This window comes from Neorhizobium sp. PAMB6716 (assembly GCF_058242805.1).
The window spans coordinates 26959-51577 of the sequence record NZ_JBZAYW010000004.1 but is presented as its reverse complement, the minus strand read 5'-3'; the positions used below and the strand labels follow the sequence as shown (position 1 = coordinate 51577).

Genomic DNA, 24619 nt, shown 5'->3' with positions numbered 1-24619 from the left:
CCGATCCGCGTCCTAACGGGAGCGGGCTCAAGCCCTCCCCCTTCGTTCCGCCGGATGTGGGGGCACATCCTTCGAAAACGAAGGCAGAGGCTTCGCCCACTAGCGGGGCTTGCTCCCAAGGGAAACGGGAAAAACTGGAGCAAGAGACCATGAGCGACATCATCGCGATAGCATTGAACAAGCTGGACGCAGACCCGAAGAACGTCCGGAAGACTTACACCAAGGAGAGCATCGAGAGCCTGTCGGCCTCGATCCTCGCCAATGGCGTCATTCAAAACCTTGTGGTGCGCAAGGCATCCAAGGGGAGATACCTCGTAACCGCTGGCGGCCGCCGCCTTGCAGCCCTCAATCTTCTGGCCGAACGGGGCGAGATCACGGCTGACTACGCTGTAAATGTCATTGTCCGGGAGGCGGGTGACGCCACGGAATTAAGCCTGACCGAGAACGTGATGCGGGAAGCAATGCACCCCGCCGACCAGTTCGAGGCATTCAGAGCGTTGTTCGATGGGGGCAAGTCCATCAAGGAGATCGCCGCCCGGTTCGGGACAACCGAAATCATCGTCAATCGCCGTCTTGCGCTGGCGAAGGTTTCACCTGTCCTGTTCGCGGCGTTCCGCGCCGAGGATATGACCTTTGAGCAGCTTGCCGCCTTCACCATCACCGACGATCACGCTCGACAGGAAGAGGTTTGGAATGCCCTCCCCTCATGGGATCGCAGCGCCAACACAATCAAGCGCCGTCTCGCCGTGGATGAAGTCCCTGCAAGCGACAAGCGGCTCGCGCTGATCGGCGGTTTAGAGGTTTATGAGGCGGCTGGCGGTCCAGTGCGCCGCGACCTGTTTGCCGAGCAGGGAGGCGGGTTTGCATGCGATAGCGGCTTGCTGGAAAAGCTGGTTGCCGAGAAGTTGGAGGTCGAGGCGGAAGCCGTGAAGGCCGAAGGCTGGAAATGGGTCGAGTGGTGCGCTCAGCAGCCGGATAACATCTATCAGATGGCCCGGGTTTACCCGCAGCGCTTGGACCTACCCCAGCCTCTTGTTTCAGGCTGCTGGTTCGGCTGCATTCAGCACAATCCCGCCCTTGACCTGTGCCGATGTCCCATTTGTCGAGGTGACGTATTGCTGCAAGCGCTCAGGCCCCACACCTCCAAAGTGGTTGCTCTTGATGCCCGTTCGCACGGCGACGCGGTTGGCGCAAAGCCGTTCGTCTCCAAATTTTCCCCGCCTTCGGCTTCCTCGCGAAACAAAATTTGTCCCCGTCCAGCCTCCTTCGCTGCGCTCCGGCCTACGGTGCGCACCGCTTTTCGCCGTGCCTTATGAACGATCATCGCAACCACCATAGAGGAGTGATTAACATGAGCATGACCAACTTCATCCAGTTCGACAAAGACGACATCGACAATGCCAAAGGAACCGGCCTCATCTCCACCATCGACCGGGACCTGGACATCAAGGTTACACCTTTCGACTCCACCAACGAAAAGGCTCCGACGCATCGCGTCTATGCCAAGTCACCTCGCGGCCACGACATCGAAGTTGGCGGCATCTGGAAGAAGACCAGCGGAGAAGGGAAGCCGTACTACACCCTCTCCATCAAGCGCCTCGGCTTCAACGCCAACTTGGGCCGCTACCCCGGCCAAGATGACGTGGCACTGCAGGCCATCATCGAATGGGAACCCCGCGATTGATCGCTCTCGGAGGCCCGATCTCCGATCGGGCTCCCACCATAAAAGAGCCGCTTGGTCCGCATTCGCTGGATATTCGGCTCTTTTTGTGCTAAGTTGAACAGTAACTGGAGGCTCTGCCAATGAACGTTCATGCCCCTCGCCCCGATCGCTCTCCGGAAGCTGTTGCAGCACGGAAGAAGGCTTCAGATCAGGCACGCGCTGCGAATATGCGGCAGGGTTACACCGGTGACCCGGTCTTGGAAGAAGCGAAGGCCCGCTACGTCGCTGGGGACATCACTTCCGAGGAAATGCGCCAAGAGATGCTGGCCCGATTCAAGCGGCCTTGATCATCACCTAGACATTTATAGCGGCCGCCTGTGAACTCAGGCGGCCTTTTTGCATGAGGTTTCGCTTGGCCCGCGATGATGAAGCCAAAGGCTCCTACACCTATCCCAACACGTCAGGGGATGAGGATTACAAGGATGTTCTGAAGAACAAGCTCAATATCAGGAGCTATTCAGAACTGCGCGAAGCCGAGTACGCGATTACGGACTCAAGGATTACGGAGCTGGCCGAGGGAAAAGGCCCTACCGGTAATCACGACGCAGCGCATCTGAAGGCTCTGCACGGCTACATCTTTCAAGATATCTATGAATGGGCAGGACACACGCGCAATGAAAGTCCTGTCGTCGATGGGCATCGGGTAGAGCCGGTAGGCGGGCTTTCGAAGGGCGATACGACTTTCCTCCCCGGCTCGCGCATCGAAATGGGTCTCAACGAGGCGCTGAGGCCTGCTAGAGACGTTCAGGGCTTGCGAGCCGCCACACCCGAGCAATTCGCCGAGAAGGCCGCTCACGTCCTATCTGAGTTGAACTATGTTCATGCCTTTCGCGAAGGCAATGGAAGGGCAAACGAAGCTCTGGTGGTCTCATTGGGCCGCACCTATGGGCATGATATCGATCTGACCGTCATCACCAAACCTCGCATGATCGAGGCATCCATTGACACCACGAATGATCCGTCCAGTCCGGCGATGAAGCACCTCATCCAGGATGCAATGGATCCTAACCGCCGCGAGGCGATCCACAGTGCCATGTCCGATCTTGAGCAGGCTGGCGAGAAACCGTTCGAGCACAATATCCGCACGGCCCGCCAGGGCGAAGTGATCGAAGGCCAGGTTCTCGGCCATGACAATCGAGTAGCGAGCCTCGTGACCGAAAAGGGGATTGTGGCCGTAGATCGTGCTGATCTCCCCGAGCAAATACCTGCTGACGACGAGGAAGTTAGGTTCACCGCAAGATCTGATTTCAAGACTCTGGGTCGGCCGGAACAGGTCCAAGATGCCCATTCGCAGCCAGGTCAGCAAAAGGCCCAAGAGCCTCAGTCGCAGCACATCAATGCCGAGCTTAAGGCTATCGAAGCGCAGCAGCTTGCCGATCGCCAGCGAAACCGCGACCAAGACGACCGAGAGCGCTGATCTGCGGCCCTGTCGCTGCAGTGAGGGCCCGTATCGTCGGCCGGGGTGCCTACGCTCAGCGCCCTCTCCTGTCCGTTGGATGGTTTGACGGACAAACTACGATAGCCCCTCACCCATTCAACCGCTTGCGCGGTCCTACACTCCGTTGCGGCCCTACGGGTGCATGGGCTCGTTTCGCTATCTTCGGATCTTTGCCGTCAACCAACGAACAGGAGACGGCAATGCAGAGCGTAAAGGACACCTACCAGCGGATCACCGACACCATCATCCAGCAGCTCGAGGCCGGCACCAAGCCCTGGATTCGGCCATGGCACGGAAATGTTCGCAGGTCGGCTACGCCGCTGCGTGCCTCCGGCGAAGCCTATCGCGGCATCAACGTGGTCATGCTGTGGCTCTCCGGGCAACTCGCCGGCTACGACGAAAACACATGGATGACTTACCGGCAGGCTCAGGAGCTTGGCGCTCAGGTCCGCAAGGGCGAACAAGGAACCCTCGTCGTCAAGTACGGCACCTTCACGCCGAAGGAGCAGGAGGCGGACGATCGCGCAGTCTCCTATCTCAAGGGCTACACCGTCTTCAACGTCGAGCAGATCGACAACCTGCCTGACCGCTTCAAGAGCCCGGCCGATGATGTGCCAATGGATGCCGTTCCAGTTCTCGAAAACGTCGAATCCTTCATAGATCGCACTGGCGCGAAGATCACCTACGGCGGCAAGCAGGCTTGTTATCGCCCTGGTCTCGATGACATTCTGATTCCGGATCGGGGGCGGTTCCTCAGCGAGGTTCACCTTTACAGCACTGTTCTTCATGAAATTTCTCATTGGAGTGGTGCAAAGGCACGTTTGGGCCGTGACCTGAGTGGGCGGTTCGGCAGTGAGGCCTACGCCATGGAGGAGCTTGTTGCCGAGATCTCAGCCGCGTTCGTCTGCGCCGATCTTGGCATCGAGCATGATCCGCGAGACAACACCGCGACTTACGTTGAAAACTGGCTCAAGGTGCTCAAGCAGGATTCACGTGCAGTCATCACTGCCGCCGCAAAGGCTCAGGCAGTCGCTGACTATCTGCGACAGTTCAGCTCTTCTACAGGGTAGGGCCCCTGGCATAACTGTCGGGCCTCATGCGCATCGACCCAAAACTTTACAATTGTAAAGTCGGGCATCCTTGATGCGTATCGACCAAAAACTTTACAACTGTAAAGTCGGGCACCTCGATGCGTTAACTTCTTGTTAGCGAAAAACGCCTTGAAGAATCGGAGTCAGTCTGGCATCTCTGACGGAAATGATCTCGTAAAGTGGTCAGAACCGTCAAGAGGATTGAATGTTGCAGCCAACTTCTCAGAGCGTCAGAGACACTGCGTCGAAGATCGGGGTCTACACCTCGAAACTCTCTGCGGAGCTGAACGATATGCGTGAGGCTGTCTATCCACCCTCTGCGCAGAAAACATTTGGCCGGACATTCTCAACCCTGGACCTGGTGCGGTTACTCAAGGTTCCGGAAAGTACTCTTCGCCAGTTGACGCTGGAAGGGAAGGGGCCTTTGCCCGAGCGTGCAGAAAACAATAGGCGAACCTACACGATAGAACAGGTCAAGGAACTGAGGGCATTCTTGGCCGAACTTCGTCCGGACGAAGCTGGCGAACTGCTCCCGCATCGTCGCAAAGGAGAAAAGCTTCAGGTAATTGCTACGGCCAATTTTAAAGGTGGTAGTTCCAAGACAACCACTTCTATCCATCTCGCACATTTTCTAGGGCTTCAGGGTTATCGGGTCCTGTGTCTGGATCTTGATCCGCAAGCATCGATGACTGCGCTATTTGGTATTCAGCCCGAGTTCGATCTCGGCGAGAACCAGACAGCCTATGCAGCCATTCGATATGACAATGAGAGGCGGCCGCTCGCTGAAGTGATCCGGCCAACCTATTTCCCGGGTGTCGATCTAGTTCCTGGAAATCTGGAGCTAATGGATTTTGAGTTTGATACCCCATCCTATCTGACCTCGAAAACCAGAGATGACTTGGGTTTGTTTTTCGAGCGGTTAAGCAGCGCCCTGGCCCGTGTCGATGATCGATACGATATCGTGATCATCGACACCCCACCGTCCCTTGGATACTCGACGCTCGCCGCTCTTTACGCAGCCACGTCCTTAATCATTACCGTTCATCCGGCGATGCTCGACGTTGCATCGTGCAATCAGTTCCTGATCATGATCTCCGATCTATCGGAAGTTCTGGGGCAGTTTGGAGCTAAATTTGAGCATGACTTTTTCCGTTTCCTGCTCACTCGCGTGAACCCGAATGACGGGCCCCAGAAGTACATGTCTGGAGTCATGCGCCGGTTGTTTGGTGATGATGTACTCGTTGCGGAGGCGCTCGAATCGACGGCAATCGCCGGTGCAGCGGTAGCGAAGAAGACCCTATACGAGCTTGAGTCGGGCGAGGTCGGTCGTGAAGCGTTGAAGCGTGCAATTGAGAGCGCTGATCGAGTTAACTCCGAAATCCTCGACCTCGTTCACAAAGTTTGGGGGCGTAGCACATGAAGAAAAGCATCCTTCAGCGAATGGCGGCCGCCGAAAACCGGACAGAATCTACTGTGGTGTCGGACGCGTCTGACAAGCACTCGCTGGCGCGGCGGCACTCTTCACCTGTCATTTCCAATGTGGGCCGAGCACTGACACAGCTCACCGAAGATAGTGTCATTTCACTCGATCCTGACCGTATCGACCGCTCCCCCTATAGAGATCGCTTTGGCAACGACGAAGATGCGGCCAAAGAGCTCGAGGCGCTTAAGGTTTCTATCGCAAGCGAAGGCCAAAAAATTCCGGTTCTCGTTCGGCCGCATCCGACGAAATCGGATCATTATCAGCTTGCCTACGGGTACCGTCGATGGGCGGCGATCAAGGCCATAATGACAGAAGCGGATCGACCGGAGACCATAAAGATTCGAGCGTATGTTCGAGAGCTTTCCGATCGGCAATTGATTGAAGAGCAATCGCTTGAGAATGGTGTTCGGGAAAACCTGACCTGGATCGAGCAGGCAATGTGGGCAGTACAGCTCAAAAGTGCTGGCCTTTCCCATCGCGCCATGTGCCCAATCTTGGGAACTTCAGAAGCGGCAATATCGCATCTGTTTCGAGTGACGGAGGCGGTTCCCGAAGACATCATTCTTGCGATCGGTAGAGCAAAAGGAGTTGGTCGACCGAAATGGACCGCATTTGCCGAGTTGCTGAAAGATCCGAGCAGCGCAGCACGTGTTCGCAAGATAATCAACACGGTCGAGTTTCGAGGCGCTGACAGCTCCAGCCGTATTGCCCAAGCGATACGAGCTGCAAGTGCTGCAGCCGACAAAGTGACTGCGGAACCAACTGAAGAGATTGTTGACTTCGCCGTGGGTGACCGAGTTTTTGGCCGCATGAAGAGTAATTCGGCTGGAACTACGGTCTCAATCCCGAAGCAGGAACGCGCTTTCGCGCGCTGGCTGGCGGACCGAATGCCTGATCTTCTAAACGAATACAACAATCATTCCGATCCAACTCACCAAGAGGTGTGATCGAGACACTCGTTAATTGGTCAAGAGGAGAGACCGCGACAAAAGAAAAAGGCCCCCAAAACGTTTCCGTCATGGAAGCCTCTCTCAATTCCTAGCAAGATCGAGAATCGCATTTCCATGAATCCCAGTCAAGAGTCTTTGGCATCGTTTTGGTGAGCGGATTTCTTTTGCCTGAAGAAAGGTGAAGGAATATGCAGACGGGAAATGTGACGACGCCCTTTGGGCGGCGGCCGGCTGTGCTTGCTCTTGTAAAGAGGCAGCTCCAGACGTCCGAGACGAAACCAAACCGCCCGGTCGAAAAATGGAAAGTGTTTCGCGACGCCTGTGAGGCCCGTGAACGCCTTGGCCTCCAGGACAGGGCGCTGACTGTGCTGGACGCATTGCTGACGTTTTATCCAGAGAGCGAGCTCAACTGCGATAGTGGATTGGTGGTCTTTCCATCCAATGCCCAGCTGTCTGTCAGAGCGCACGGCATTACCGGAACGACCTTGCGGCGGCATTTGGCTGCCTTGGTCGAAGCCGGGCTCATCCAGCGCAAGGATAGTCCGAACGGCAAGCGCTACGCTCACCGTGACAAGGGTGGCGATATCGAGCAGGCCTTTGGATTCGATCTTTCTCCACTTTTGGCTCGCGCTGCGGAACTTGCAGCACTGGCACAGGAAGTCGCTGCTGAGCGCCTGCAGTTCAGACGAACTAAAGAGGCGCTGACTATCTGCCGGCGTGATGTACGCAAGCTAATTTCCGCCGCGATGGAGGAGGGGGCTGACGGCGACTGGGAAGCCATCGAAGACATGTATGTCGGCATTATCAGCCGACTTCCCCGCAATCCTGACCGTCGCCAGGTGGAGGCAATCCTCGACGAGATGCAGCTTTTGCGCACCGAAATCCTCAACCTTCTGGAAAATCAGTTAGATTCTCAAAATATGGACGGCAATGCTGTTCAAAATGGCTGCCACATACAGAATTCAAAACCCGAATCCATCTATGAACTTGAACCTAGCTCTGGAAAAGAGCAGGGCGGAGCCGTCGAGCTGGAAGTAGCACCCAAAGCGGTTGCTCAGCCGTTGGCAAAGCCGGAACAGATGAAGGCGTTCCCGCTGTCGATGGTCCTGAAAGCCTGCCCGCAGATTTCGGACTACGGGCCCGGCGGCACGATCTCCCATTGGCGCGAGCTGATGGGCGCCGCGGTGGTGGTACGATCAATGCTTGGTGTTAGCCCGTCGGCTTACCAGGAGGCTTGCGAGGTGATGGGGCCGGAGAACGCGGCGGTTGCCATGGCTGCAATCTTGGAGAGGGCAGGGCATATCAATTCGGCAGGTGGATATCTCCGCGATCTCACGCGCCGGGCGAGGGGAGGGGAGTTCGGACTGGGACCGATGCTGATGTCGCTGATGCGTGCAAATGCGAACAGCGATCGGAAAACGGGGTGAGGGACGACGCGTTCCTAAATGGCCATCACTTGACGGCCCTTTGCGTTCTTCAATCGTCTGTCGGGGTATCGACCTTGGATGATTTTCGACCTGGTGGCCGGCCAGGGGGACGGCCTTTCCTGCTGACTCTCGCCGCTTTTCTAGTCAGTCGTTGGCGTTCGGCCTCAGCTTGTGCTTCGGCCTCCGCTTCCGCTTTTTGCCGAGCTTCAAGAACATCCTTAGGCGTCAGTTGGCCAACTATACCGATCAAACTGCGTATGGTGTCATGCGGGAGGTCATGAATGAGTCTGAAGAGTTCAACACGATCATCGGCCTCTTCAGGATTTTTACCGTAGAGATGAGGTGCAGCGGCATGAATCATCTGCATCGGCAGGAACCCAAGGAGCTCGGAAAGGTGAATCATTCGAGAGACGGTCAGTCGCGAAATGTTCAGTTCGTAGCGGCTGTAGACCACTCGAGCGAGACCAGCCAGGGTCGCGAAATCACTCTGGGTCAGACCAGTTTTCGCGCGTTCATCGAGTAGGAATGCGGAAAGTTTTGCGTCGATCTCGCCGAAGCTGACTATGCCGTCGAATCCCTCCTTGCGGTACAAGGGTCTCTGGAAATCTGGATCTGTAGTCTCAACCAGTTCCCTTGATTTGATATAGTCGGATAGATTCCGCACAGTCGGTATTCCCTCAGTCCCCAAATCCGCCTGTGGCAGATATCACGCACCATAACGTGCCATTAAGGCACTGTCATCCTGCGCGCCAGTTACAAAGCCCTAACAAAAGTGGGGGGAATGAATGCCAGGATGCTGATCTCCTCGATATAAAATCCGCAAACCAGGGCGCGTTGTCCATCACCTCAAGATCCAGCGGGAGCATTCCTGTTCACGGCTTTCGCAGCGATCAGGTTCCAGCTGTGGGCGCTGGATTCAAAGACGCCTTCGACCGTTCTTTCTTCGGAGATCCAGCTCAGCTTCACGCGCATTTCACAAGCCAAGGAAAGCTGGTCGATGCTGATGCATCTAGTCATCGAAATATGAGACTTCGGCCCAAATGTCTCAAAGTCCCACATCGCGAACCGGAACAGCTCCCGTTTCGCGTGTTCGTTGGTTGGCCAATCAGGCTGTTTAAACGACTCTGGTGCAGATGAGCTAATTCCGGGGATATTTCCCGTGATCGTCGGAAGGTAGAACCCCGCCGTTTCTAATCGGTCGGGGGCGATCATCAGTCCGAGGACGCTGCCCACGGCCACCCCGGCCAGAAATCGAAGGTCGAGGATCAATAACCATTATCCTTCAGGAACTGGTCGATTGCGGCCTTGACGATCACCGTCATTTTTAAGTCGTTCTCAGAGGCTGCGCGCTCCAAGCGTTTCTTGGTGTCGTAATCAAGAGGGCAATTGACGAAGTGCTTGCTCTCGCGCGCCTTGTTCTGCTTGAGCTCCTGCAGTCGTATTCTGGACGCCTCACGCTCCAACGACTTGTTCGTCGCTCTCTCCCGGCGAGCCTCCGGTGAGGGCAAAATCAAACTTGATCTTGGGGGCACGTGAACGGCTGGTACCTGAGCGGGAGCTTCTTCGACAGCGACCTCGTCCGGTTGATGGCTGGCGACCGCGTTTTCTGCTTCGTTGTCTATAGCCGGCTGCGACATTGGATTGGGTACATTCCCCCGGGACCGTCGCGGTGCAACGGGGAAATCAGATATGCTGGAAGTTCCTTTAGCCATCTTACGACCTCTTCTGCTCGTTCGGCAGGAAACGTTCAATTTCTTGCATCAAGGCCATGACCTCGCTCCGGGCCTTTTTGACTGAGTCGCTTAGCTCCAGCATTTGCAGCGTCCCATATCCAAGTCTGATGTCGCGGTATGGGTTTCGCTCATAAAGCTCAGTGTCCAGGAGGTATGAATCATATCCCTGTTCCTGCAAGTTTGCGATGAAGGGGCGGATCAGGCGGTAGGCTTCCAGTGAACGCCCCGGGAGAGTAATCCGGGTTCTTAAGTTGAGATGTGGAATGTTTCGCCCGGTACGATCGCAGGCGTCAGCCACGTCCATTGCTGCCTGGCCAGCAGCAAGGATCTCGTCTTGGTTTGGCTGGATCGGCGTCATAACGATCTGCGAGCCGGCGATGATCGTGTCCCGTAGCACGGTGTCTTGACCGGGCGAGTCGATCAACACGACGTCAAACCCGGCGGTTTCGTTCTCCAGAATATGCTGAAGTGATGCGTTGGTTACCGCCGTGCGAAGCTCAATGCCGTCTGGCCTGTTGTCTTTAGCCTCGGAACGCGACCACCACTCATTCAGGTTTTGCCGGCCATCGGCATCGACCAAGAGCACTTGCTTACCATGAAGCGCATATTCTCCAGCGACCAGGATTACGGCGGTTGTCTTGCCCGCTCCACCCTTGCCGCTTACCAGCGATATGCAGATTGTCATTGCGCGATCCTCTCAGTCTAACGGTTCCCCCGCCCTCTAGCGATCCGACGTGGGTTCAATCGGCACATCAGTATCGTCGTTAACATCTTCACATCGAAGCAAACCTAACATGCGTTCACACGCACGTTAAGATCAAAACATGCGTGTGAACGCACGTTTTAGGACATCGATTAAACCACACGAGTTAGTCGTGTGGTTTTTACAAGGTCTGGGTCGAGTGGTGAACCCCGGAGCCGCGTGAGGCCTCACTTGGCGCTCGCACGGAGGGCGCAAGGGCGAAGAGCGAAGCGTCCCTTTCGCCTGAGTACGAGGGACAGACAAAGGCCTTCAGAAGCGGTTTTGGCGGTGAACCCTGGTGAGCGTTCCAACGGAAAGGGTGCGAAGCGAAGCGGAGCCAGTCAAGAGGTGGAAATTGGTTGAAATTATGGAGTATCGCTTTAGGTAAAGAGTGGCAGGATACGCAAAAATGTTTTACATTTTGCATCACGATCGTGGGACAAGCCCACGATGACGGTCGCAAGGCTCCGGGAAGGCTTAATTGATTGACGAGTAAAGACACGATCGAAGTGCCGACAGCCAAGCAACTCAAGGGGCGTCTCATCAACGTCCGCGTCAGCGATGCAGAGCATTCGGCTATCGAAGAAGCGGCCAAGTCGGCCGGTATGAGTGTGTCTGCTTTTTTCCGTTCTCTGCTCCTCGAGGGTGCTGGCGTTCGACCTATTCTGACTGCGGAAGACAGGTTGATCATGGCCGCATTGCTCGAAGACATGCGGATGATCGGCATCAATTTGAATCAGGTCGCCCGCTCCCTGAATGCAGGAAAGGGTGTCCATCCCTCAGAGCTGGACATCAACCTTGGCAACGTCCAGCGGATTCAGGCGGCCGTAATGAGTGAGCTGCGGACACTTTCGCGCCGTGCCGGGCATGAGCGCCGAGGCGAGGTGTAGGCCGTGGAGTTCTTTTTCGGCACTTTCACAAGCGAATGGGAGCAAAGGCGCGCGGCGCTATTGCATGAAATGACGCTCGGCGGCCGTGGGAGCGCTGTCGAGGAAGAGCTTGAGAAGAGACTGAAGAATCTGCAGCACCAGGTTGGGATGTCTAAGGGCGGGTCGGGATCTAGGGGAGGGGTAAGGACTTCGGCATTCAACATGTCATCGCCTTCGAGGACGATGACTGCCGGTTCGGGTGCTATGCGATCAATGGACGTTCGTCTTGCGAGCGTTGCCAAAGGGAGCCAGCCCGCCGTGGTCAAACTGGCTTCTTACGGTGGTGGCGCCCGCGTCGGCTCGATGCTCAACTATGTTTCCAGAGGGGGGGAGCTGAAGGTTGAGAACGAGAACGGCGAGACGTTGCGTGGCCGTGAGGAGCTGGCGCGTCTCCGTGGCGATTGGGATCACCTTTTCCAAAACAGGACCGAGAGCCGCGATATCGGCGCGTTTAGCGTCGAGGTGAGCGTTTCCGGCGGCTCGAACCCGCATGAGCAGGTGCGGGACATTCTCAGCAGTGGCTTTGGTGATCGACGGTACGCTTACTCTGTCGAAACCCGAAACGATGGATCGCTGAAGGTCGAGGGCTATGTTGTGTTGCGCAGCGGGCAGGGCGAGCGGCTGACGGCTGACGCGAAGGCGGCCGCCATCGTTCAGGAGCGTTTCCACGCCAGCGCCGTTGCGAAAGAGGCCCCCGCGGCTTTCTCGTTCACAGGCTATGGCAACGGCGTGGAATTTGGCGCTGCCAAGTTGCGAGACCTGATCGCGCAGCGGAACGACGTTCGAGACGATCAGGGGCGTTCGATTGCCGATGACAAGGCTGCGGGCGACCTGGTGCAAAAGGAATGGCGGGATGAGCTGCACAGCCGCAAGAGCCGTGACGTGATGCACGTGATCATGTCGGCGCGTGCCGGCACGGATGCTGTCGCGTTCGAAGGAGCTGTTCGCGACTTCCTGGCTGAGCAGTTTGCGGGCCATCGGTACGTATTCGCTATGCACGATCCGGAGAACGATCCGAAAGAAGCAGGGGAGGGGGGCAAGCGGCCGCATGTTCATGCCCATGCAATCGTTACCATGCGTTCGGAATCGGGCGATCGGATCGAGACGACTCCGGCCACCTTCCGGCAATGGCGTGAGGTCATGGCCGAGAAGGCGCGTGACCACGGCATCAATATGGAAATGACCGATCGGCGCGAGTTCGCTACGCCGCCAGCCTTCACGCGAAATCAGGTTCGCGCCGTCAGGCATGACGGTCGAACCGAGCATGTAGGCACCAGCGATCCGGCACAGGCGCGATATGACGCAAAGCGAGCTGGTCGACGCGTGGTGGCGACGAGCCAGAGGAGCCGCCAGTACATCCTAAAAGCGCAGGAGACCTGGCAGAAGATTGCAGTCAACGCCGGCGACACAGTGGTTGCGGCCTACGCCGCTCAGCATCGCTCCTATCTGGAAAACGGCCTTGCCCAAGTGGATCAAGCGCCTGCTGGTTCGGTCATTCATGCGGATTTTGGCGGTGATTACCGCTCCAACATGGTAGCAATCAGAGACATGTTGTCGGAGGCAAAGGACATGCGCGAGCAGACACGCCCAGAGTTCGAAGCGTACGAAAAGACGGTTGAAACGGCTCTGTTCAACCTTCAGCGCAGCGCTGGTTCAGAGGACCGGTCAGGCTTCGAAGAAGTTTCCTCCCTCGCTCGCGAGATTGTCGATCTGCGCAGGCAGATGCTCGAAATGAAGGAGCGTGGGCTTGATGAGCAGGATGGACGAAACGCTGCTGGCGACGTCTCCAGAGAAAGTGGTGCCGCGCCGGAAAGAACGGCATCCGAGGTGCAAGAGCAGACGAATGCTAACCTCCAGAGGGAGGCAGCTGTTGCCAAGCATGGAGAGGCTGTCGTTGAGGCCGGTAACGATGCGATGGCAAATGTGGAACACTATCGCTCCGGCCTCGCCCATATCGAAGCCGGCGAGCTCGGAGACGAAAACCGAGAGCAGTATGAGAAGGGCCTTGAGGCTTCGCTTCATCATGCAGCTCAACTCGCTGCTTCCGGAAACGGCTATCTGCGGGATGTTGCCAACGAGGATCCGGAACTGCGCGCGGAGATCGAGACCATTGAGCGCAATGAAGAGCGTGGGGACGAAAACAAGTCAAACAAGCAGCCGATAACTGCGGATACTGCCGACGATCGCCAACGCGATCTCAGGGTGGATCTGGAAGAGGAACGTCCGATCGGGCAAGCGGAGCGTGAGGCTCACCAGCCCGCTGAGACGGTGGACGCTACTCATAGGCAGCAGAAAAGTGTAAATAGAGATTGGGAAGCGGCCCAGCGGGGCGGCGAGACCACTCGGACTGATCCCGCGCAACAGCACATTCCTCGTCTCGATGAGTTGGAGCGTGAACAGGTTGAACAGAGGGAGCGTAATCGGGACGACCGTGATCGCTAAAGTGTCATGCAGGACGGTAATCAGAACACCTACCTGGTGGAAGTAAACGACCCCAAGTCTGCCGACATCGTCGGCAAGATGATGGTGTGGGGCATGGTCTGCGTTGGGATCCTGGCGATCTTGATCAAGGTCTACGGGACCGTGATCGGCTGGTATCATGCTTCTGTGGCTTGGCTAACAGAAGCGGGTCAGTACGCAGCGAGCTTCTGGCCCTTCTGAACCTGAATTAGCGGTCGGCCTGTTCCATGATTGGATCAGGAACGGTCGCTGCGAATAGCTCTTCCAAGCTCTTCCTCTTGCGCGGTGATTTGCCTTCGGCTTCCCGTTCGACGACCTCCTTAAGGCGGCTAACCCGATCATTGTGCGCTTTTTCGATGTCGTTCTCTGAGACAGGTGTCGTGCGCTTTTCGGGGGCGGGCACAGCTGCCTTTGAAGGTTCCGGAGTCCCCCCGGCGCTGACTTTCTTTTTGGCCAAGGCGGATGGATTCACGACGCGAGCGGGCGAGGTGGAGGGCGCTGGCTCTTTCGGAGCCTCCTCCTGGACAGGCGCCCGCGGCTCCTTCGCTTTCGCCTCAGTCGCAGGCTTTATCGCTTCCGCTTCATCAGCCTGTTCCTGGCCTGCATTGGCATAGGCTGGCGTGGTCGCTGGAACAGGTTTAGGTGGCAGGTAATCGACAGTTGGAACGGTCGGTATGTGCGTCTGAGAATAGGCCTCCGCCTCCTTGAAGGGCTGGGTCTTAAAGAAGCGCAGCTTGTCTCCAAAGATTGGCCGCTGACCCTCCACCAGCAAGATCATCTTGTTCTCGGGCATCTGGCGCACTTCCTGCGGCATCATCAGGTCCCGATCGCGAATTTGCTCGACCTTTGTTCGGCGCGGCAATCCCATAAGCTCGATCGTTCGTGATTCAGACTGATACCGAATGGTTCTCTTGCCAAGCGCCCGGGAGGCATACTCTGCCGTGGCCTGGTCATTGGCACCAAGGATGAGCTGATAGCCGCAGTTGCCAAGGAGCGAATGTCGGGACGTCTCACCATAGATCTCATCCAGGTTCTTCAGGTCCTGGATGATGAAGGCGAGCTTGATCTTATAGCCGGCCACATAGGGCAGCTTCGTCATGATCTCGTCCATGCGCTTCAGCTGGCGAAACTCATCCAGCAGGAAATAGACCGGCTCGGAGTTGGGATCATGCTCAAGGGTGAGTATGTCCATCACCTGTTGAACGAATAGCGTCAGCAGCGGCCTAAGAAGCGTGATGTCGGTGATGTTCGGGGCAAGGTAGATCGTGATGGGGCGACGCTTCATGGATCGAAGGTCCATGTCGGTCACGTTCGTTGCGGCCACAACGCGTTCGTTCTTGAACGGTCTCATCGCCTTCTGGATATCAAGCAGTGCCGAGGCCGCGGCCCGATCCGAGAGAGACAGGTATGAGTTGAAGCTCTCCATCGTGAACTTCGACAGGTACGGCTCCTTCTCCTTGATGTACTTCATCAAGGCCTGCAGATCGGTCCCGCTGTTGAAGAAGGAGTTGATCTCGCCGAGGTTCCTGCGCCCTTTGTAGAAGGGGCTTTCGAGAACATAGCTGATGGCGCCGGCGAGAACCTGTTGAGCCGTGGCCTGCCAAACGGAATTCTCGGATTCGGTGTTTTCCGGTACAAGTATGCTGGCGATATTTTGAATGTCAGTCGTGCGATTGCCTCGCTCCGGACGAACGAAATCCAAGGGATTATAGCTGTTGGTCGTCTCAGAACCCGGCGCGAACAAGAAGACCTGGCTGCCGTTGCGCTTCCGATAGCCGGCGGTTGCCTTGTAGACCTCGCCCTTCAGATCCGTGACGATCATTGACCCTTCGTGCATGAGAGCGTTGGGGATGACGTAGCCCGCGCCCTTACCGGATCGCGTCGGGCCAATAATGAGGTGGTGGCGATCGTCATACGCGCGAAGGACGTTGCTCCCGATGCGGCCGAATATGTGACCTCGTCTGCCAAACCACTTCCCGCGCCGAAGTGTTGCAAGATCCTGAAAGGCCGCATCCCCCAATGGATTGCTGGTAGGTTTGAGCCCAAGGTAAGCAATGAGGCCTGATACGAGCAGCGCGGGCACTACGGAGCCGAGCGCGACTTTTCGAAGGGAAGGGGAGGAGCTATAGGCCCAGAACTGCTGAATTGGCGCGAATGGGTTTGACGTGATTGTCGCCTCGAGGATCCTACCGTCACCGTAGAAGAGCTGAAGCCCCGCCCCGTATGCCAGCATCCAGACTGCAAATGCAATCAACAGGCAGAAAAACAGATAGAAGGCCTGTAGCCCCTTACTCATGATGCATCCCGTGCGAAGTAGATTTCGGAAACCCCGCGCTTGCCGCCTTCCCGCCTGAGCTGGATCACGATCGGAATGACCATTTGGATGTAGGACATCAGGTCTTGCTTGGAGTAGCCGGCGGACATGCCGGACTGCTGCATCATCATGGCAAGCTGTTCATAAGCGCCGAGCGGCGTATCGGCGTGTACCGTCGACATGCTGCCCGGGTGGCCTGTGTTGATGGCGCGAAGGAATGAAAAGGCCTCAGCTCCACGAATCTCGCCAACAAAGAGGCGATCCGGCCGCATTCGAAGCGCCGATTCAAGAAGGTTTTGAATCGTCACGTTTGCAGTGCCTTGCCCACCCTTGGAGGCGATCAGGTGGACCGCGTTCTTCTGTGGTGGGAATAGCTCACGAGTGTCTTCAAGCGTCAGGATCCGCTCATTCAGGTCTACAGAGTTCAGGCACGCGTTCAGAAAGGTGGTTTTGCCCGACGACGTGCCGCCACTGATCAGGATCGAAACCCGCTTCGTGATGGCCGTATGGATGAAGTCGTAGATCTTCTCCGCGCGTAGATAGGCGATCAGCTCCCGATCCACGTCGCTTAGGCCTCCGACAGCAACCGAGACTTTGTCGAGAGAGCCGTTGTCACGGTAGTCCTGCAGAGAGAAATTCTGCACAACCTGCTTACGGATCGTGATCGACCCACCATCAGGTGCCGCGGGCGGCAAGACGACCTGGATACGTTCGCCGGTCGGCAGTGCTGCGCTAAGGATCGGATTAGCGGCGTTGAGGAACTGCTTTGTCGCTGCGGCAACCCGCTCGCCAATGTTCTCGATCTCGCGTGCCGTCAGAGCATCGATTTCATGATGCTCCATGTGATCAGCACCGAAGCGCTCAACATAGACTTGGCCTGGCCGATTCACTGCAATCTCAACCACCTTCGAATCATCGAGAAATTGCCTGATGGGCTCCAGAGACCGGTTCAGGAAATAATGAGGATCATGAGCGGTCGTGTTACCTACCATAACGTTCACGTTTGATCTCCTTCATCGCTTCCGTGACAGGATCGTCGTACATGGCGCTGAAATCGAGGTCCTCGCGAACATAGACAAAGATCCGCTCGCCTTGCGGTACGCTGATCGTTGGCGGGATCCTCAGGTTTTCGGCAAGGACCGTGTTCGCCATGTCGCTGAAGGTCTGCGCGATCGTTTCTCGCGCCAATTCAGCACCTCGCTCAGTGTCATCGTTTCCGGAGCTGGAGTCGCTACCGTACACGAAGCGAATGCCGAAGACCTTTTTCCCTGCTTCCGGTGCATAGTCGTTCAGCTCAAGGAAGTAGATCCTCTTTGAGGTCACCACGTTCATGTTTGTGGAAACGTCCTTGGCTATCGGCTTGACGAAAAGGATGTTGCCCTTTTCGGACGGGGCAACCTGCCAACTGTCGGTGTCGCCAAGCGAGATCGTCTCAAACTTCTCATCTTCGTCGAAGATGATCATCGTTGAGATGCCGTAGGTCGCAGACACCTTCACGACGTTGTTCGGCTGATAGACGACACTGGTCACACGCGCATCCAGACTGCCAGGGCGGGGCTGTTGCGCCGCATAGGCTTGGACCATCGTGAGAGCGGCGATCGACGCCGCCAGAGGCAAGCCATATTTCACTGCTGGCCTCCCGAGGTCACCGTTTCCTGATCACGGCGGTAGTCATAAACCTGAAAGCCCAACGGGTTTTCGAAGCGCCATTCGTTGCGCTCAGGCGTAGACGGCTCGGTGGCGTTCGACCTTCACGGACAATGGCTCGTTGGGTTGCAGCTCAAGCTCTTCTGTCATCTTTCCCTCTCCACAAGCGCAAGCGATCACTCCTTGACCTCCCGAAATCGAAGGGAGGGCAGGAGCCCCGCTCCTGCTCCCGAGCTCGTGCGGAACAGCTGGAGAGAGGGGGACAAGCGCTAAACCGGAGGGGGATCGCCGCCTAAGGTCGGGCACAGGTTTTCAATGGCTAAAGAGGCAGATCACTCCCCGGCAGCAGGCAGACATCCTCAGGCTCGGAATTCCGGGAATAGGGTTCCGGCCCGAAAAGCGGCGCTTCTATCCAGGAGGTCGCACAGCCTCCCACATCCTTGGCCACGTAAACGTCGATAACCAAGGTCTGGCAGGCATGGAGCGCTATCTCGATCAGCAAGGACTGGCTGATCTGCGCGCAATAGGGATGACGAGCGAAACGCCACTCGAGCCAGTCACTCTGTCGATCGACATAAGGGTTCAGCACATCGTGCGGGAGATCGTCGCCGCAGCGATGGTGAACTACAAGGCCGAGGCTGCCGGAGCCGTGATTCTTGATGTCGAGACAGGAGAAGTTGTCGCGCTGGCTTCGGTGCCGGACTACGATCCTAACGAGCCATCTCGGACGCTCCCCGATGGCAGCGTGGATAAGGACTATGAGAAAGGCTGGTTCAATCGGATCAGCAACGCCACCTTCGAAATGGGATCCACCTTCAAAAGCTTCACTCTTGCGATGGGTCTGGATGAGAGCAAGATCACCCTGAATTCAGTGGTCGACGCTTCTCGCCCCATCCGGATGGGCGGCTTCACCATCAAGGACTTTAAAGGAAAGAACCGACCACTGACCATCCCGGAGGTGTTTCAATACTCTTCAAACATCGGCACCGCAGCTGTAGCTGACATGGTCGGCATCGAGAGACACAGGGAATTCCTTACCCGGCTGGGTCTGCTCTCGAAGGTAGAGACAGAGATGCCAGGAGTGGCGCTGCCCACGCAACCGCGAGAGTGGAAGAAGATCAACTCCGTAACAATCTCGTTTGGGCACGGTGTCGCAACGACACCCTTGCAGACTGCTGTCGCAGCGTCCGCACTGATGAATGGCGGCAATCTCATCGCACCGACCTTCCTTCCGCGTTCCAAGGACGATGCTGCCACCATTGCCCGCAAGGTCATCGGCGAACAGACCAGCGCCGACATGCGCTTTCTCTACAACTGGAATGGGCTGAAAGGCTCGGGTCGATCAGCCCAGGTCGAGGGTTTCTATGTCGGCGGAAAGACGGGAACCGCGGACAAGGTCATCAATGGTCGATATGCTAGCGATCAGAACTTCAACGCGTTCGTTGCCGCTTTCCCCATGGACAAGCCACGCTACACACTCCTGACCATCATAGACGCGCCACAAACTGGAGAAAATGGCGGTCGAACAGCAGCATCGACTGCAGCCCCCATGGCAAAAGCGATCATTGCAAGAACGGCGTCGCTTCTGGGAGTGCAGCCACGATTTGGGCCTGAGACCGCGCCCCGAGTCCTGGCCAATTATTGAAAGCCAGTCGTCGCGGAGATATTCTAGGTCACCCAGATGATGCGGCTTCAATGTCTCCTATTGGCGCGAAGCGAAAGGCTGCATTCGGCCACTAGACTTCATGTGGTTATCACGCAGGTGCGCAATATTCCGAATAGCTTTACTCATGCCCATCTCGATCACGCAATGGCCCGGTCGGGAAACCTCTATCTTCACAGAATATGAGCCGCCCTGCCGCTGCGTCTGGTGGCGTTGTTGTAGTATTCCGACGCTTGCTGAACGGATCGATGCCGCGACTGCTCCATGGCTTCGGCGAGTGGTATGCCCCGATTGGCCGCCTCGGTCAAATAGCCAGAGCGGAGCCCATGGGCGGAGAAATCAGCAGGATCAAACCCGGCCAGTTCGGCCCGATGCTTGACCATGTCATTGATCGCCTTCGGGTCTAGCGGCCGGCACGAAACATTCCCCCAGCGATCAATCGCCCTGAAGACACTGCCCTTGTCGATTTTCGCCGCCGCAAGCCAGGCGTTCAACGCATCGACCGGTCGCCCACTGAGGTAGACAACTTCATCACTGTCGGCGCCGCTGGTCTTGGTGCGACCGAGATGAATGGAAAGAGAGAGCAGGGGAGGGGCCCCGTCAATCTGGATCGGCTCTTCCTGCTGCAGCTGCTCGATCCTGAGGCCCGCGATTTCGCTACGGCGACGGCCGCCCGAGGCAAAGGCGACCATTAAGATTGCACGGTCTCTAACATCACGCAGGTTTCCCGTCGTGCAGGTTGCGAGCAGTCTGGACAGAATATCCCCTGTGACGGCCTTGGCGCTTTTCCGCTTCCTTGGCCGCGGCGTCGCACGCACGGCCAGTCGGATTGCGGACTTGAGGGCAGGAGAACCGAAAAAGCCATCGAGGCCGCGCCATTTCGTCAGCGTCGACCAGGTGGCAAGGCGCCGGCGCACGGTGTCAGGCGCATGCGGCCCCGGTGATCGTAGCAATCCTTGGATGCGGAGCTTGTCCTCGACGTCAGCTGGCATGCCGTGATCCGGACCCGTCAGGCGCTTTTGCGCATCCCAGAGATGGTGCGCGACAAACTTGAGAAGCAATGCTTCAGGTGCTGGCCAGGGGAGCGATCGGCCGGTCGCTGCTAGCGACCAAGCCTGCAAATACGTCAAGTCGGAGGTGAGTGCCCGCAGCGTATTGGTCCCCATGCCCTCATTGACGAGGTGACGCAGCGTCTCGACATCCTGGTCGGTCAGAAGTTCCGCCAGTTCGTCGCGTCGCTCCATCGGCAGGACTGCGGCAATGGTGTCGAGTTCGGCGGCGCGCCTGGCCAATGGAACCTGTTCAGTCACCATGCGCAAATGGCCCGAGGACGGTCAGACCTTCCTTGCGAGCCGCATTGGCGAGCTTCCGGTCCAGAGTTGCCAAAGGCAAATTCCTGTTGAGTGCCAGGGAGAGATAGGCTGCGTCGTACGCGCTGATGACATGGCTTGAGGCCAAGAGCAGGATCGCGCTGTCGCTGCCAATCCCGGCATCGTCAATCGGCAATCTGCGCAGCCGTTCCATGGAGATCAATGCACCACCCGTTCCGAGCCGGCCTCGGCGTTCGGACATAGCAAGGATGTTGCGGACTTCGAACCAGAACAGAGACGGGGCGATGCAGCCATCCGATATCGTCGCGACTAGGGCATCGGCGGAATCTGTGAATTCTTCCGGAATCAACCAGGCGATTGCCATCGAGGCATCGATCACAAAATCCGTCACCGGCGCCCCTCGTCGCGCCACGTCATGATTTCCTCATGCGTCACGGGATGCATCTTGGTGCGCGCGGCTCGCACCTCTTCGAGCAGAATTTGCCGATCGGTCTCCTTTCGAATGCGCGAGAGCCGTACAATCGGATCGTTGCCCCGCGCGATAATGACGTCCTCGCCGGCCTCGACACGCGCCAACAACTCCGACAGATGCGCCTTGGCTTCTGAAATCTTGACGGTTGTGCTCATCGGGATCTTTCTCCAGCTCGGATTTCCACATCCTAGGCGCTGCCTTGAGGTTGGTCAACTTAACAGATCCGATCACCGACGATAAGGGTTACTTATCGATGGTTAGACGATCAACTAGCAACCGTACCATGTGAGGAATAGTAATATTGGTATAGAGTTCTTATAAGAAATCATTTACCATGATTTCAATGACTTACGATCTCGCGAAAATCAGCATGATGACCTTGATAGAGCCGGCGTTTCGGGCCGGTCTCGCCCTCACGCGTCTGGACGAGCGTATCGCCCGTTCACCGGTTGGCGCAGGCTTCCTCGAACGATCCCAATTCACCGACGCCTGTGCCTCGCTGTGGATCGACGGCGAACTGGTCCATCTCGAGGACCTCGTCCTCCACGACGCCACAAAGGATATTCGCACACCCACCCACGAACTGACAATCGCCCGCGACGTCTTGCGCACCCGCCGGCGGATCGCCGGCCAACTCCCCGGCTGGGCGTTATCGGCAGAGGGTATCCGAACTTTGCGACAGACGTCGGACATCAATCCAGTCGGCGCTGAGGCGGGGGAGCAGGCCAGCGTCGTTCGGCCAGCGGTCGCCATCGATCCGGAAGGGGAGGGGGAGGATGGTGATGACGTCGAAAATCTCCCCGGCGTTGACTACGCCGCTATCGATGCGGTGCTGGCCCGTTCGCAAGCGGCGATCGAAAACGCAACGCGGCCCGGCCGCGCCAGCGCGGCAGACAGAGACGCACTGGTCTATGATCTCGACTGGGACGAGGATGCGCGGCTGGATGAATGGCGCGGCGTCCTGCGCCAGGCCGAGAACTTGCCGGCGGTGCTGCAGGCGATCGTCGCCCTCGATGCCTGGAATGAATTGTCCGTGCTGCAGCACGCGCCCTGGCTCGGCCGATTGTTGGCCGCGTCGATCCTGCGCCAGGCCGGCGTCACCTCGGGCGCGCATCTCGCAGCCATCAATCTTGGCCTCAAAACCATTCCCGTTGATCGCCGCCGGCATCGCGATCGGGAAACCCGGTTGCTGGCCATCGCCCACGGATTTTTGGCGACCGCCGAGACCGGCATGAAAGAGCATGACCGGCTGACGCTCGCGAAGACGATGATGGACCGAAAACTTGAAGGACGGCGAACGTCTTCAAGATTGCCGGAGCTGGTCGAGCTGGTGATGGCAAAGCCGCTGGTGTCGGCCGAGATGGTGGCGAAGACGCTCGAGGTGACGCCGCAGGCGGCGCGGCGGATTGTTTTGGAGCTGGGGCTCAGGGAGATGACCGGGAGGGGGAGGTTTCGGGCGTGGGGCGTGATCTGAGTTGCAACCTACATTGCAACTCAGATCATCGTTGTCCATCATCAGATTTTATTCGGAATTCGTGGTTGGAAGCTTGGCCATAAAAGCGTTGATACTCTCAGCAAGACCCTCCATCGCCGCGCCTTCCAGTGCAAGGTATGCAGCCGTTTGTTGTCTTATCATGGGGTACGCTGCCCCATCGCGGTAAGTTTGGAATTCGCCGTTTTTCTTTCGCTTGGTCCGGGTGAAAAATTCTCTGTATCGACGCGGGGTTATTCCGAAAAATGGGGCAAACTCAACTGCTGGAAACTTGCCGTACACACCGCGTGACATCCCTTCAATCTTTACGGAGTCCGAATGAAGATCTGAAGTTAAGCTTTTAGGATAGGGCTCCAGAAAAACAACCTTAGATATACCGCTTGCAACGATGTGTTTCGAACACATATGGCATGGAAAGGTAGTGCAATATATGGTTGCATCCTGAACGCTTATGCCGAGTCTTGCGGCATCGCTCAGTGCTGACATTTCTGCATGGACAATTCGGCCATACTCAAGTGCCTCCATAAACTGAGATTTATCGAGCTGCTTGAGTTGCTCTGAAGTCAAATTTATCGTGTTTCCGACGGCTATTTCCAGCACCTCATCGAGAAGCTCTTGTTTTCTCTTGTCGTTGCTGTCTGATCCGAGCTTATACTCGCGGGCGTCGAAGTGATCGTCTGCCCAGTAAGTGCCCCCACCAGCCTTGGGAACTTCGTTTGCTCCTAAGGCAGCGATTTCCCCGGATTTGCGAAATATGGCTGCGCCGACTTGGCGGGAAAGATCAAGGCTCCTCAGTGCTGCGGAGTGGGCAAGATACATCCCATACTCGAGCCGGTTGGGCGAATATCCATTATGGCCGAAAAGGAGATCTACGAAACGCTTAACCTGGTCAGAAACATTGTTTTGCTCTTCTGCACGATCGGCGTTTATCACAACATCTGCAAACTGAAAAATTTTGCCGACTTTTTGGCCATTTGGTTCATTGAACTCATCCTCATCCCGGGCAACCAACTTTTCCGCGTCTCCCCGGAAGTAGTTTGCATCGCGCTTTTTGTTGTCGTGCGCCATCCCATTCGCGAGATTATCAACACGAACATCTCGAGCGGAGTAGACGGAGATTTGAAAAAAAGACGCGCCGTAAACCTCGCGAAGCAGGTTAAGTTCTTGCTCGGTCTTCAGCTGATCGATCACAAACACATTTCCACGTGATTTGTCAGCAGACCGACGTTCTGCAACCGCTGATATCGCAAAGGCGGAGAGCGCCTTCCCGCCCATGTTGTCTCTGAGGTAGTTACCAAATGTGATGTAAGTATCGGCTCTGTCAAACCGCGTCTTCACGCTTAGACCTGCGTAACCGAAGGCGTCGGCGATCGAAGGAAACTGCTCAGAAATTTTTATGTGATGTACGTCGTAGCCTTTTTCGTTAAACTCTTTCCTTAGAGAGTCTAATGTGCTTTTAAGCCCCGTACCGACTGGCGAGACGATTCCGATGATTATTTCGGGAAGATTTTTGTCAAGTTTTGGGAACGTTTCGTTGGCCATGATCGTATTCGTTTGTTAATGATTCGTAGTGAAACTTGGTGTCACGATTACACTGAAAATTGGGGAAGACAATGCAACCTCCTGTGGAGAAGAAGGCAGCGTTAAGTACTCAACAGAAGAAGCCTCTGTTGGATCGACTTGAATCATTGGTGCAAAAAAATGAGCACGCTTATAATGATGCG

22 protein-coding genes and 3 pseudogenes are annotated in these 24619 nt (G+C 56.7%); 13 read left to right on the top strand and 12 right to left on the bottom strand.

What is annotated here, in order from left to right; translation table 11 throughout:
- Positions 1 to 149: 149 nt before the first annotated feature.
- From AC4CWH_RS26505 to repC, 8 genes are all read left to right on the top strand, one after another.
- Complete coding sequence (locus AC4CWH_RS26505; RefSeq protein WP_491322566.1) at positions 150 to 1316, top strand: ParB/RepB/Spo0J family partition protein; 1167 nt, start codon at positions 150 to 152, stop codon at positions 1314 to 1316.
- A 35-nt stretch (positions 1317 to 1351) separates the two neighbouring features.
- Positions 1352 to 1684, top strand: coding sequence for a DUF736 family protein (locus AC4CWH_RS26500; RefSeq protein ID WP_102022171.1), 333 nt, complete (start codon positions 1352 to 1354; stop codon positions 1682 to 1684).
- Between the two features lie 119 nt (positions 1685 to 1803).
- The gene (locus AC4CWH_RS26495; RefSeq protein ID WP_102022172.1) at positions 1804 to 2010 is read left to right on the top strand and encodes an antitoxin VbhA family protein; all 207 of its coding nucleotides are present in this window, start codon (positions 1804 to 1806) and stop codon (positions 2008 to 2010) included.
- 65 nt (positions 2011 to 2075) lie between these two features.
- Complete coding sequence (locus AC4CWH_RS26490; RefSeq protein WP_234614157.1) at positions 2076 to 3140, top strand: Fic/DOC family protein; 1065 nt, start codon at positions 2076 to 2078, stop codon at positions 3138 to 3140.
- A 221-nt stretch (positions 3141 to 3361) separates the two neighbouring features.
- The gene (locus AC4CWH_RS26485; RefSeq protein ID WP_234614156.1) at positions 3362 to 4231 is read left to right on the top strand and encodes an ArdC family protein; all 870 of its coding nucleotides are present in this window, start codon (positions 3362 to 3364) and stop codon (positions 4229 to 4231) included.
- A gap of 226 nt (positions 4232 to 4457) precedes the next feature.
- The gene (gene repA / locus AC4CWH_RS26480; RefSeq protein WP_234614155.1) at positions 4458 to 5672 is read left to right on the top strand and encodes a plasmid partitioning protein RepA; all 1215 of its coding nucleotides are present in this window, start codon (positions 4458 to 4460) and stop codon (positions 5670 to 5672) included.
- On the top strand, positions 5669 to 6682 hold the full coding sequence (gene repB / locus AC4CWH_RS26475) for a plasmid partitioning protein RepB (protein WP_234614153.1): 1014 nt from the start codon (positions 5669 to 5671) through the stop codon (positions 6680 to 6682). Before repA ends, repB begins: the two co-directional genes overlap by 4 nt.
- Positions 6683 to 6873: 191 nt before the next feature.
- Positions 6874 to 8112 (top strand): plasmid replication protein RepC, encoded by a 1239-nt coding sequence (gene repC / locus AC4CWH_RS26470; protein ID WP_230175102.1) that lies wholly within the window; start codon positions 6874 to 6876, stop codon positions 8110 to 8112.
- A 49-nt stretch (positions 8113 to 8161) separates the two neighbouring features.
- On the opposite strand, the gene AC4CWH_RS26465 is transcribed toward repC, so the two are convergent.
- From AC4CWH_RS26465 to AC4CWH_RS26450, 4 genes are all read right to left on the bottom strand, one after another.
- Positions 8162 to 8704, bottom strand: coding sequence for a helix-turn-helix domain-containing protein (locus AC4CWH_RS26465; protein WP_233109146.1), 543 nt, complete (start codon positions 8702 to 8704; stop codon positions 8162 to 8164).
- A gap of 254 nt (positions 8705 to 8958) precedes the next feature.
- A complete protein-coding gene (locus AC4CWH_RS26460) occupies positions 8959 to 9381 on the bottom strand; it encodes a hypothetical protein (protein WP_234614149.1) in 423 nt (140 codons plus the stop codon).
- Complete coding sequence (locus AC4CWH_RS26455) at positions 9378 to 9749, bottom strand: hypothetical protein (RefSeq protein WP_234614146.1); 372 nt, start codon at positions 9747 to 9749, stop codon at positions 9378 to 9380. The genes AC4CWH_RS26460 and AC4CWH_RS26455 overlap by 4 nt, the downstream gene beginning before the upstream one ends.
- Before the next feature lie 76 nt (positions 9750 to 9825).
- Positions 9826 to 10530, bottom strand: coding sequence for a ParA family protein (locus AC4CWH_RS26450; RefSeq protein WP_234614144.1), 705 nt, complete (start codon positions 10528 to 10530; stop codon positions 9826 to 9828).
- 542 nt (positions 10531 to 11072) lie between these two features.
- Between AC4CWH_RS26450 and AC4CWH_RS26445 the strand changes: the two genes are divergently transcribed.
- The 3 genes from AC4CWH_RS26445 to AC4CWH_RS26435 are packed head-to-tail and all read left to right on the top strand — an operon-like array spanning position 11073 to position 14177.
- The gene (locus tag AC4CWH_RS26445) at positions 11073 to 11477 is read left to right on the top strand and encodes a DUF6290 family protein (protein ID WP_234614142.1); all 405 of its coding nucleotides are present in this window, start codon (positions 11073 to 11075) and stop codon (positions 11475 to 11477) included.
- Positions 11478 to 11480: 3 nt separating this feature from the next.
- The gene (locus tag AC4CWH_RS26440) at positions 11481 to 13958 is read left to right on the top strand and encodes a relaxase/mobilization nuclease domain-containing protein (protein ID WP_234614140.1); all 2478 of its coding nucleotides are present in this window, start codon (positions 11481 to 11483) and stop codon (positions 13956 to 13958) included.
- A 6-nt stretch (positions 13959 to 13964) separates the two neighbouring features.
- Entirely contained in the window at positions 13965 to 14177 is a 213-nt protein-coding gene (locus AC4CWH_RS26435) for a hypothetical protein (protein WP_234614138.1), read from the top strand.
- A 7-nt stretch (positions 14178 to 14184) separates the two neighbouring features.
- Here the strand turns inward: AC4CWH_RS26435 and AC4CWH_RS26430 are convergent, their stop codons facing one another.
- The 4 genes and pseudogenes from AC4CWH_RS26430 to AC4CWH_RS26415 form a co-directional block, all read right to left on the bottom strand.
- A complete protein-coding gene (locus AC4CWH_RS26430; protein WP_234614137.1) occupies positions 14185 to 16272 on the bottom strand; it encodes a type IV secretory system conjugative DNA transfer family protein in 2088 nt (695 codons plus the stop codon).
- A complete protein-coding gene (virB11, locus tag AC4CWH_RS26425) occupies positions 16269 to 17291 on the bottom strand; it encodes a P-type DNA transfer ATPase VirB11 (protein WP_234614134.1) in 1023 nt (340 codons plus the stop codon). The genes AC4CWH_RS26430 and virB11 overlap by 4 nt, the downstream gene beginning before the upstream one ends.
- Positions 17292 to 17400: 109 nt before the next feature.
- Positions 17401 to 17874: pseudogene (locus AC4CWH_RS26420) on the bottom strand (TrbG/VirB9 family P-type conjugative transfer protein); the annotation flags it as partial.
- Between the two features lie 41 nt (positions 17875 to 17915).
- A pseudogene (locus AC4CWH_RS26415) lies at positions 17916 to 18014 on the bottom strand (type VI secretion protein); the annotation flags it as partial.
- 209 nt (positions 18015 to 18223) lie between these two features.
- Between AC4CWH_RS26415 and AC4CWH_RS26410 the strand changes: the two are divergent.
- Positions 18224 to 19582 (top strand): annotated as a pseudogene (locus tag AC4CWH_RS26410) (peptidoglycan D,D-transpeptidase FtsI family protein); the annotation flags it as partial.
- 191 nt (positions 19583 to 19773) lie between these two features.
- Here AC4CWH_RS26410 and AC4CWH_RS26405 read toward each other — a convergent pair.
- Genes AC4CWH_RS26405 through AC4CWH_RS26395 form a run of 3 tightly spaced genes read right to left on the bottom strand, consistent with a single transcriptional unit; the run spans position 19774 to position 21558 of the window.
- On the bottom strand, positions 19774 to 20913 hold the full coding sequence (locus tag AC4CWH_RS26405) for a site-specific integrase (RefSeq protein ID WP_234614105.1): 1140 nt from the start codon (positions 20911 to 20913) through the stop codon (positions 19774 to 19776).
- Positions 20903 to 21322 (bottom strand): type II toxin-antitoxin system VapC family toxin, encoded by a 420-nt coding sequence (locus AC4CWH_RS26400; protein WP_234614103.1) that lies wholly within the window; start codon positions 21320 to 21322, stop codon positions 20903 to 20905. Before AC4CWH_RS26400 ends, AC4CWH_RS26405 begins: the two co-directional genes overlap by 11 nt.
- Positions 21319 to 21558 (bottom strand): type II toxin-antitoxin system Phd/YefM family antitoxin, encoded by a 240-nt coding sequence (locus tag AC4CWH_RS26395; protein WP_234614101.1) that lies wholly within the window; start codon positions 21556 to 21558, stop codon positions 21319 to 21321. The genes AC4CWH_RS26400 and AC4CWH_RS26395 overlap by 4 nt, the downstream gene beginning before the upstream one ends.
- A gap of 179 nt (positions 21559 to 21737) precedes the next feature.
- Here AC4CWH_RS26395 and AC4CWH_RS26390 point away from each other — a divergent pair, with 179 nt between their 5' ends.
- Positions 21738 to 22877, top strand: a complete 1140-nt coding sequence (locus AC4CWH_RS26390) for an RHE_PE00001 family protein (RefSeq protein WP_491322565.1) — start codon at positions 21738 to 21740, stop codon at positions 22875 to 22877.
- 48 nt (positions 22878 to 22925) lie between these two features.
- Here the strand turns inward: AC4CWH_RS26390 and AC4CWH_RS26385 are convergent, their stop codons facing one another.
- A complete protein-coding gene (locus AC4CWH_RS26385; protein ID WP_491322564.1) occupies positions 22926 to 24437 on the bottom strand; it encodes an anti-phage dCTP deaminase in 1512 nt (503 codons plus the stop codon).
- Between the last annotated feature and the right edge of the window lie 182 nt (positions 24438 to 24619).

Excerpts from the sequence above, each read along its gene's own strand:
- AC4CWH_RS26505 (WP_491322566.1), top strand. The coding sequence starts at position 150 with ATGAGCGACATCATCGCGATAGCATTGAACAAGCTGGACGCAGACCCG.
- AC4CWH_RS26500 (WP_102022171.1), top strand. The coding sequence starts at position 1,352 with ATGAGCATGACCAACTTCATCCAGTTCGACAAAGACGACATCGACAAT.
- AC4CWH_RS26495 (WP_102022172.1), top strand. The coding sequence starts at position 1,804 with ATGAACGTTCATGCCCCTCGCCCCGATCGCTCTCCGGAAGCTGTTGCA.
- AC4CWH_RS26485 (WP_234614156.1), top strand. The coding sequence starts at position 3,362 with ATGCAGAGCGTAAAGGACACCTACCAGCGGATCACCGACACCATCATC.
- repA (WP_234614155.1), top strand. The coding sequence starts at position 4,458 with ATGTTGCAGCCAACTTCTCAGAGCGTCAGAGACACTGCGTCGAAGATC.
- repB (WP_234614153.1), top strand. The coding sequence starts at position 5,669 with ATGAAGAAAAGCATCCTTCAGCGAATGGCGGCCGCCGAAAACCGGACA.
- repC (WP_230175102.1), top strand. The coding sequence starts at position 6,874 with ATGCAGACGGGAAATGTGACGACGCCCTTTGGGCGGCGGCCGGCTGTG.
- AC4CWH_RS26455 (WP_234614146.1), bottom strand. The coding sequence starts at position 9,749 with ATGTCGCAGCCGGCTATAGACAACGAAGCAGAAAACGCGGTCGCCAGC.
- AC4CWH_RS26450 (WP_234614144.1), bottom strand. The coding sequence starts at position 10,530 with ATGACAATCTGCATATCGCTGGTAAGCGGCAAGGGTGGAGCGGGCAAG.
- AC4CWH_RS26435 (WP_234614138.1), top strand. The coding sequence starts at position 13,965 with ATGCAGGACGGTAATCAGAACACCTACCTGGTGGAAGTAAACGACCCC.
- AC4CWH_RS26430 (WP_234614137.1), bottom strand. The coding sequence starts at position 16,272 with ATGAGTAAGGGGCTACAGGCCTTCTATCTGTTTTTCTGCCTGTTGATT.
- AC4CWH_RS26405 (WP_234614105.1), bottom strand. The coding sequence starts at position 20,913 with ATGGTGACTGAACAGGTTCCATTGGCCAGGCGCGCCGCCGAACTCGAC.
- AC4CWH_RS26395 (WP_234614101.1), bottom strand. The coding sequence starts at position 21,558 with ATGAGCACAACCGTCAAGATTTCAGAAGCCAAGGCGCATCTGTCGGAG.
- AC4CWH_RS26390 (WP_491322565.1), top strand. The coding sequence starts at position 21,738 with ATGATTTCAATGACTTACGATCTCGCGAAAATCAGCATGATGACCTTG.
- AC4CWH_RS26385 (WP_491322564.1), bottom strand. The coding sequence starts at position 24,437 with ATGGCCAACGAAACGTTCCCAAAACTTGACAAAAATCTTCCCGAAATA.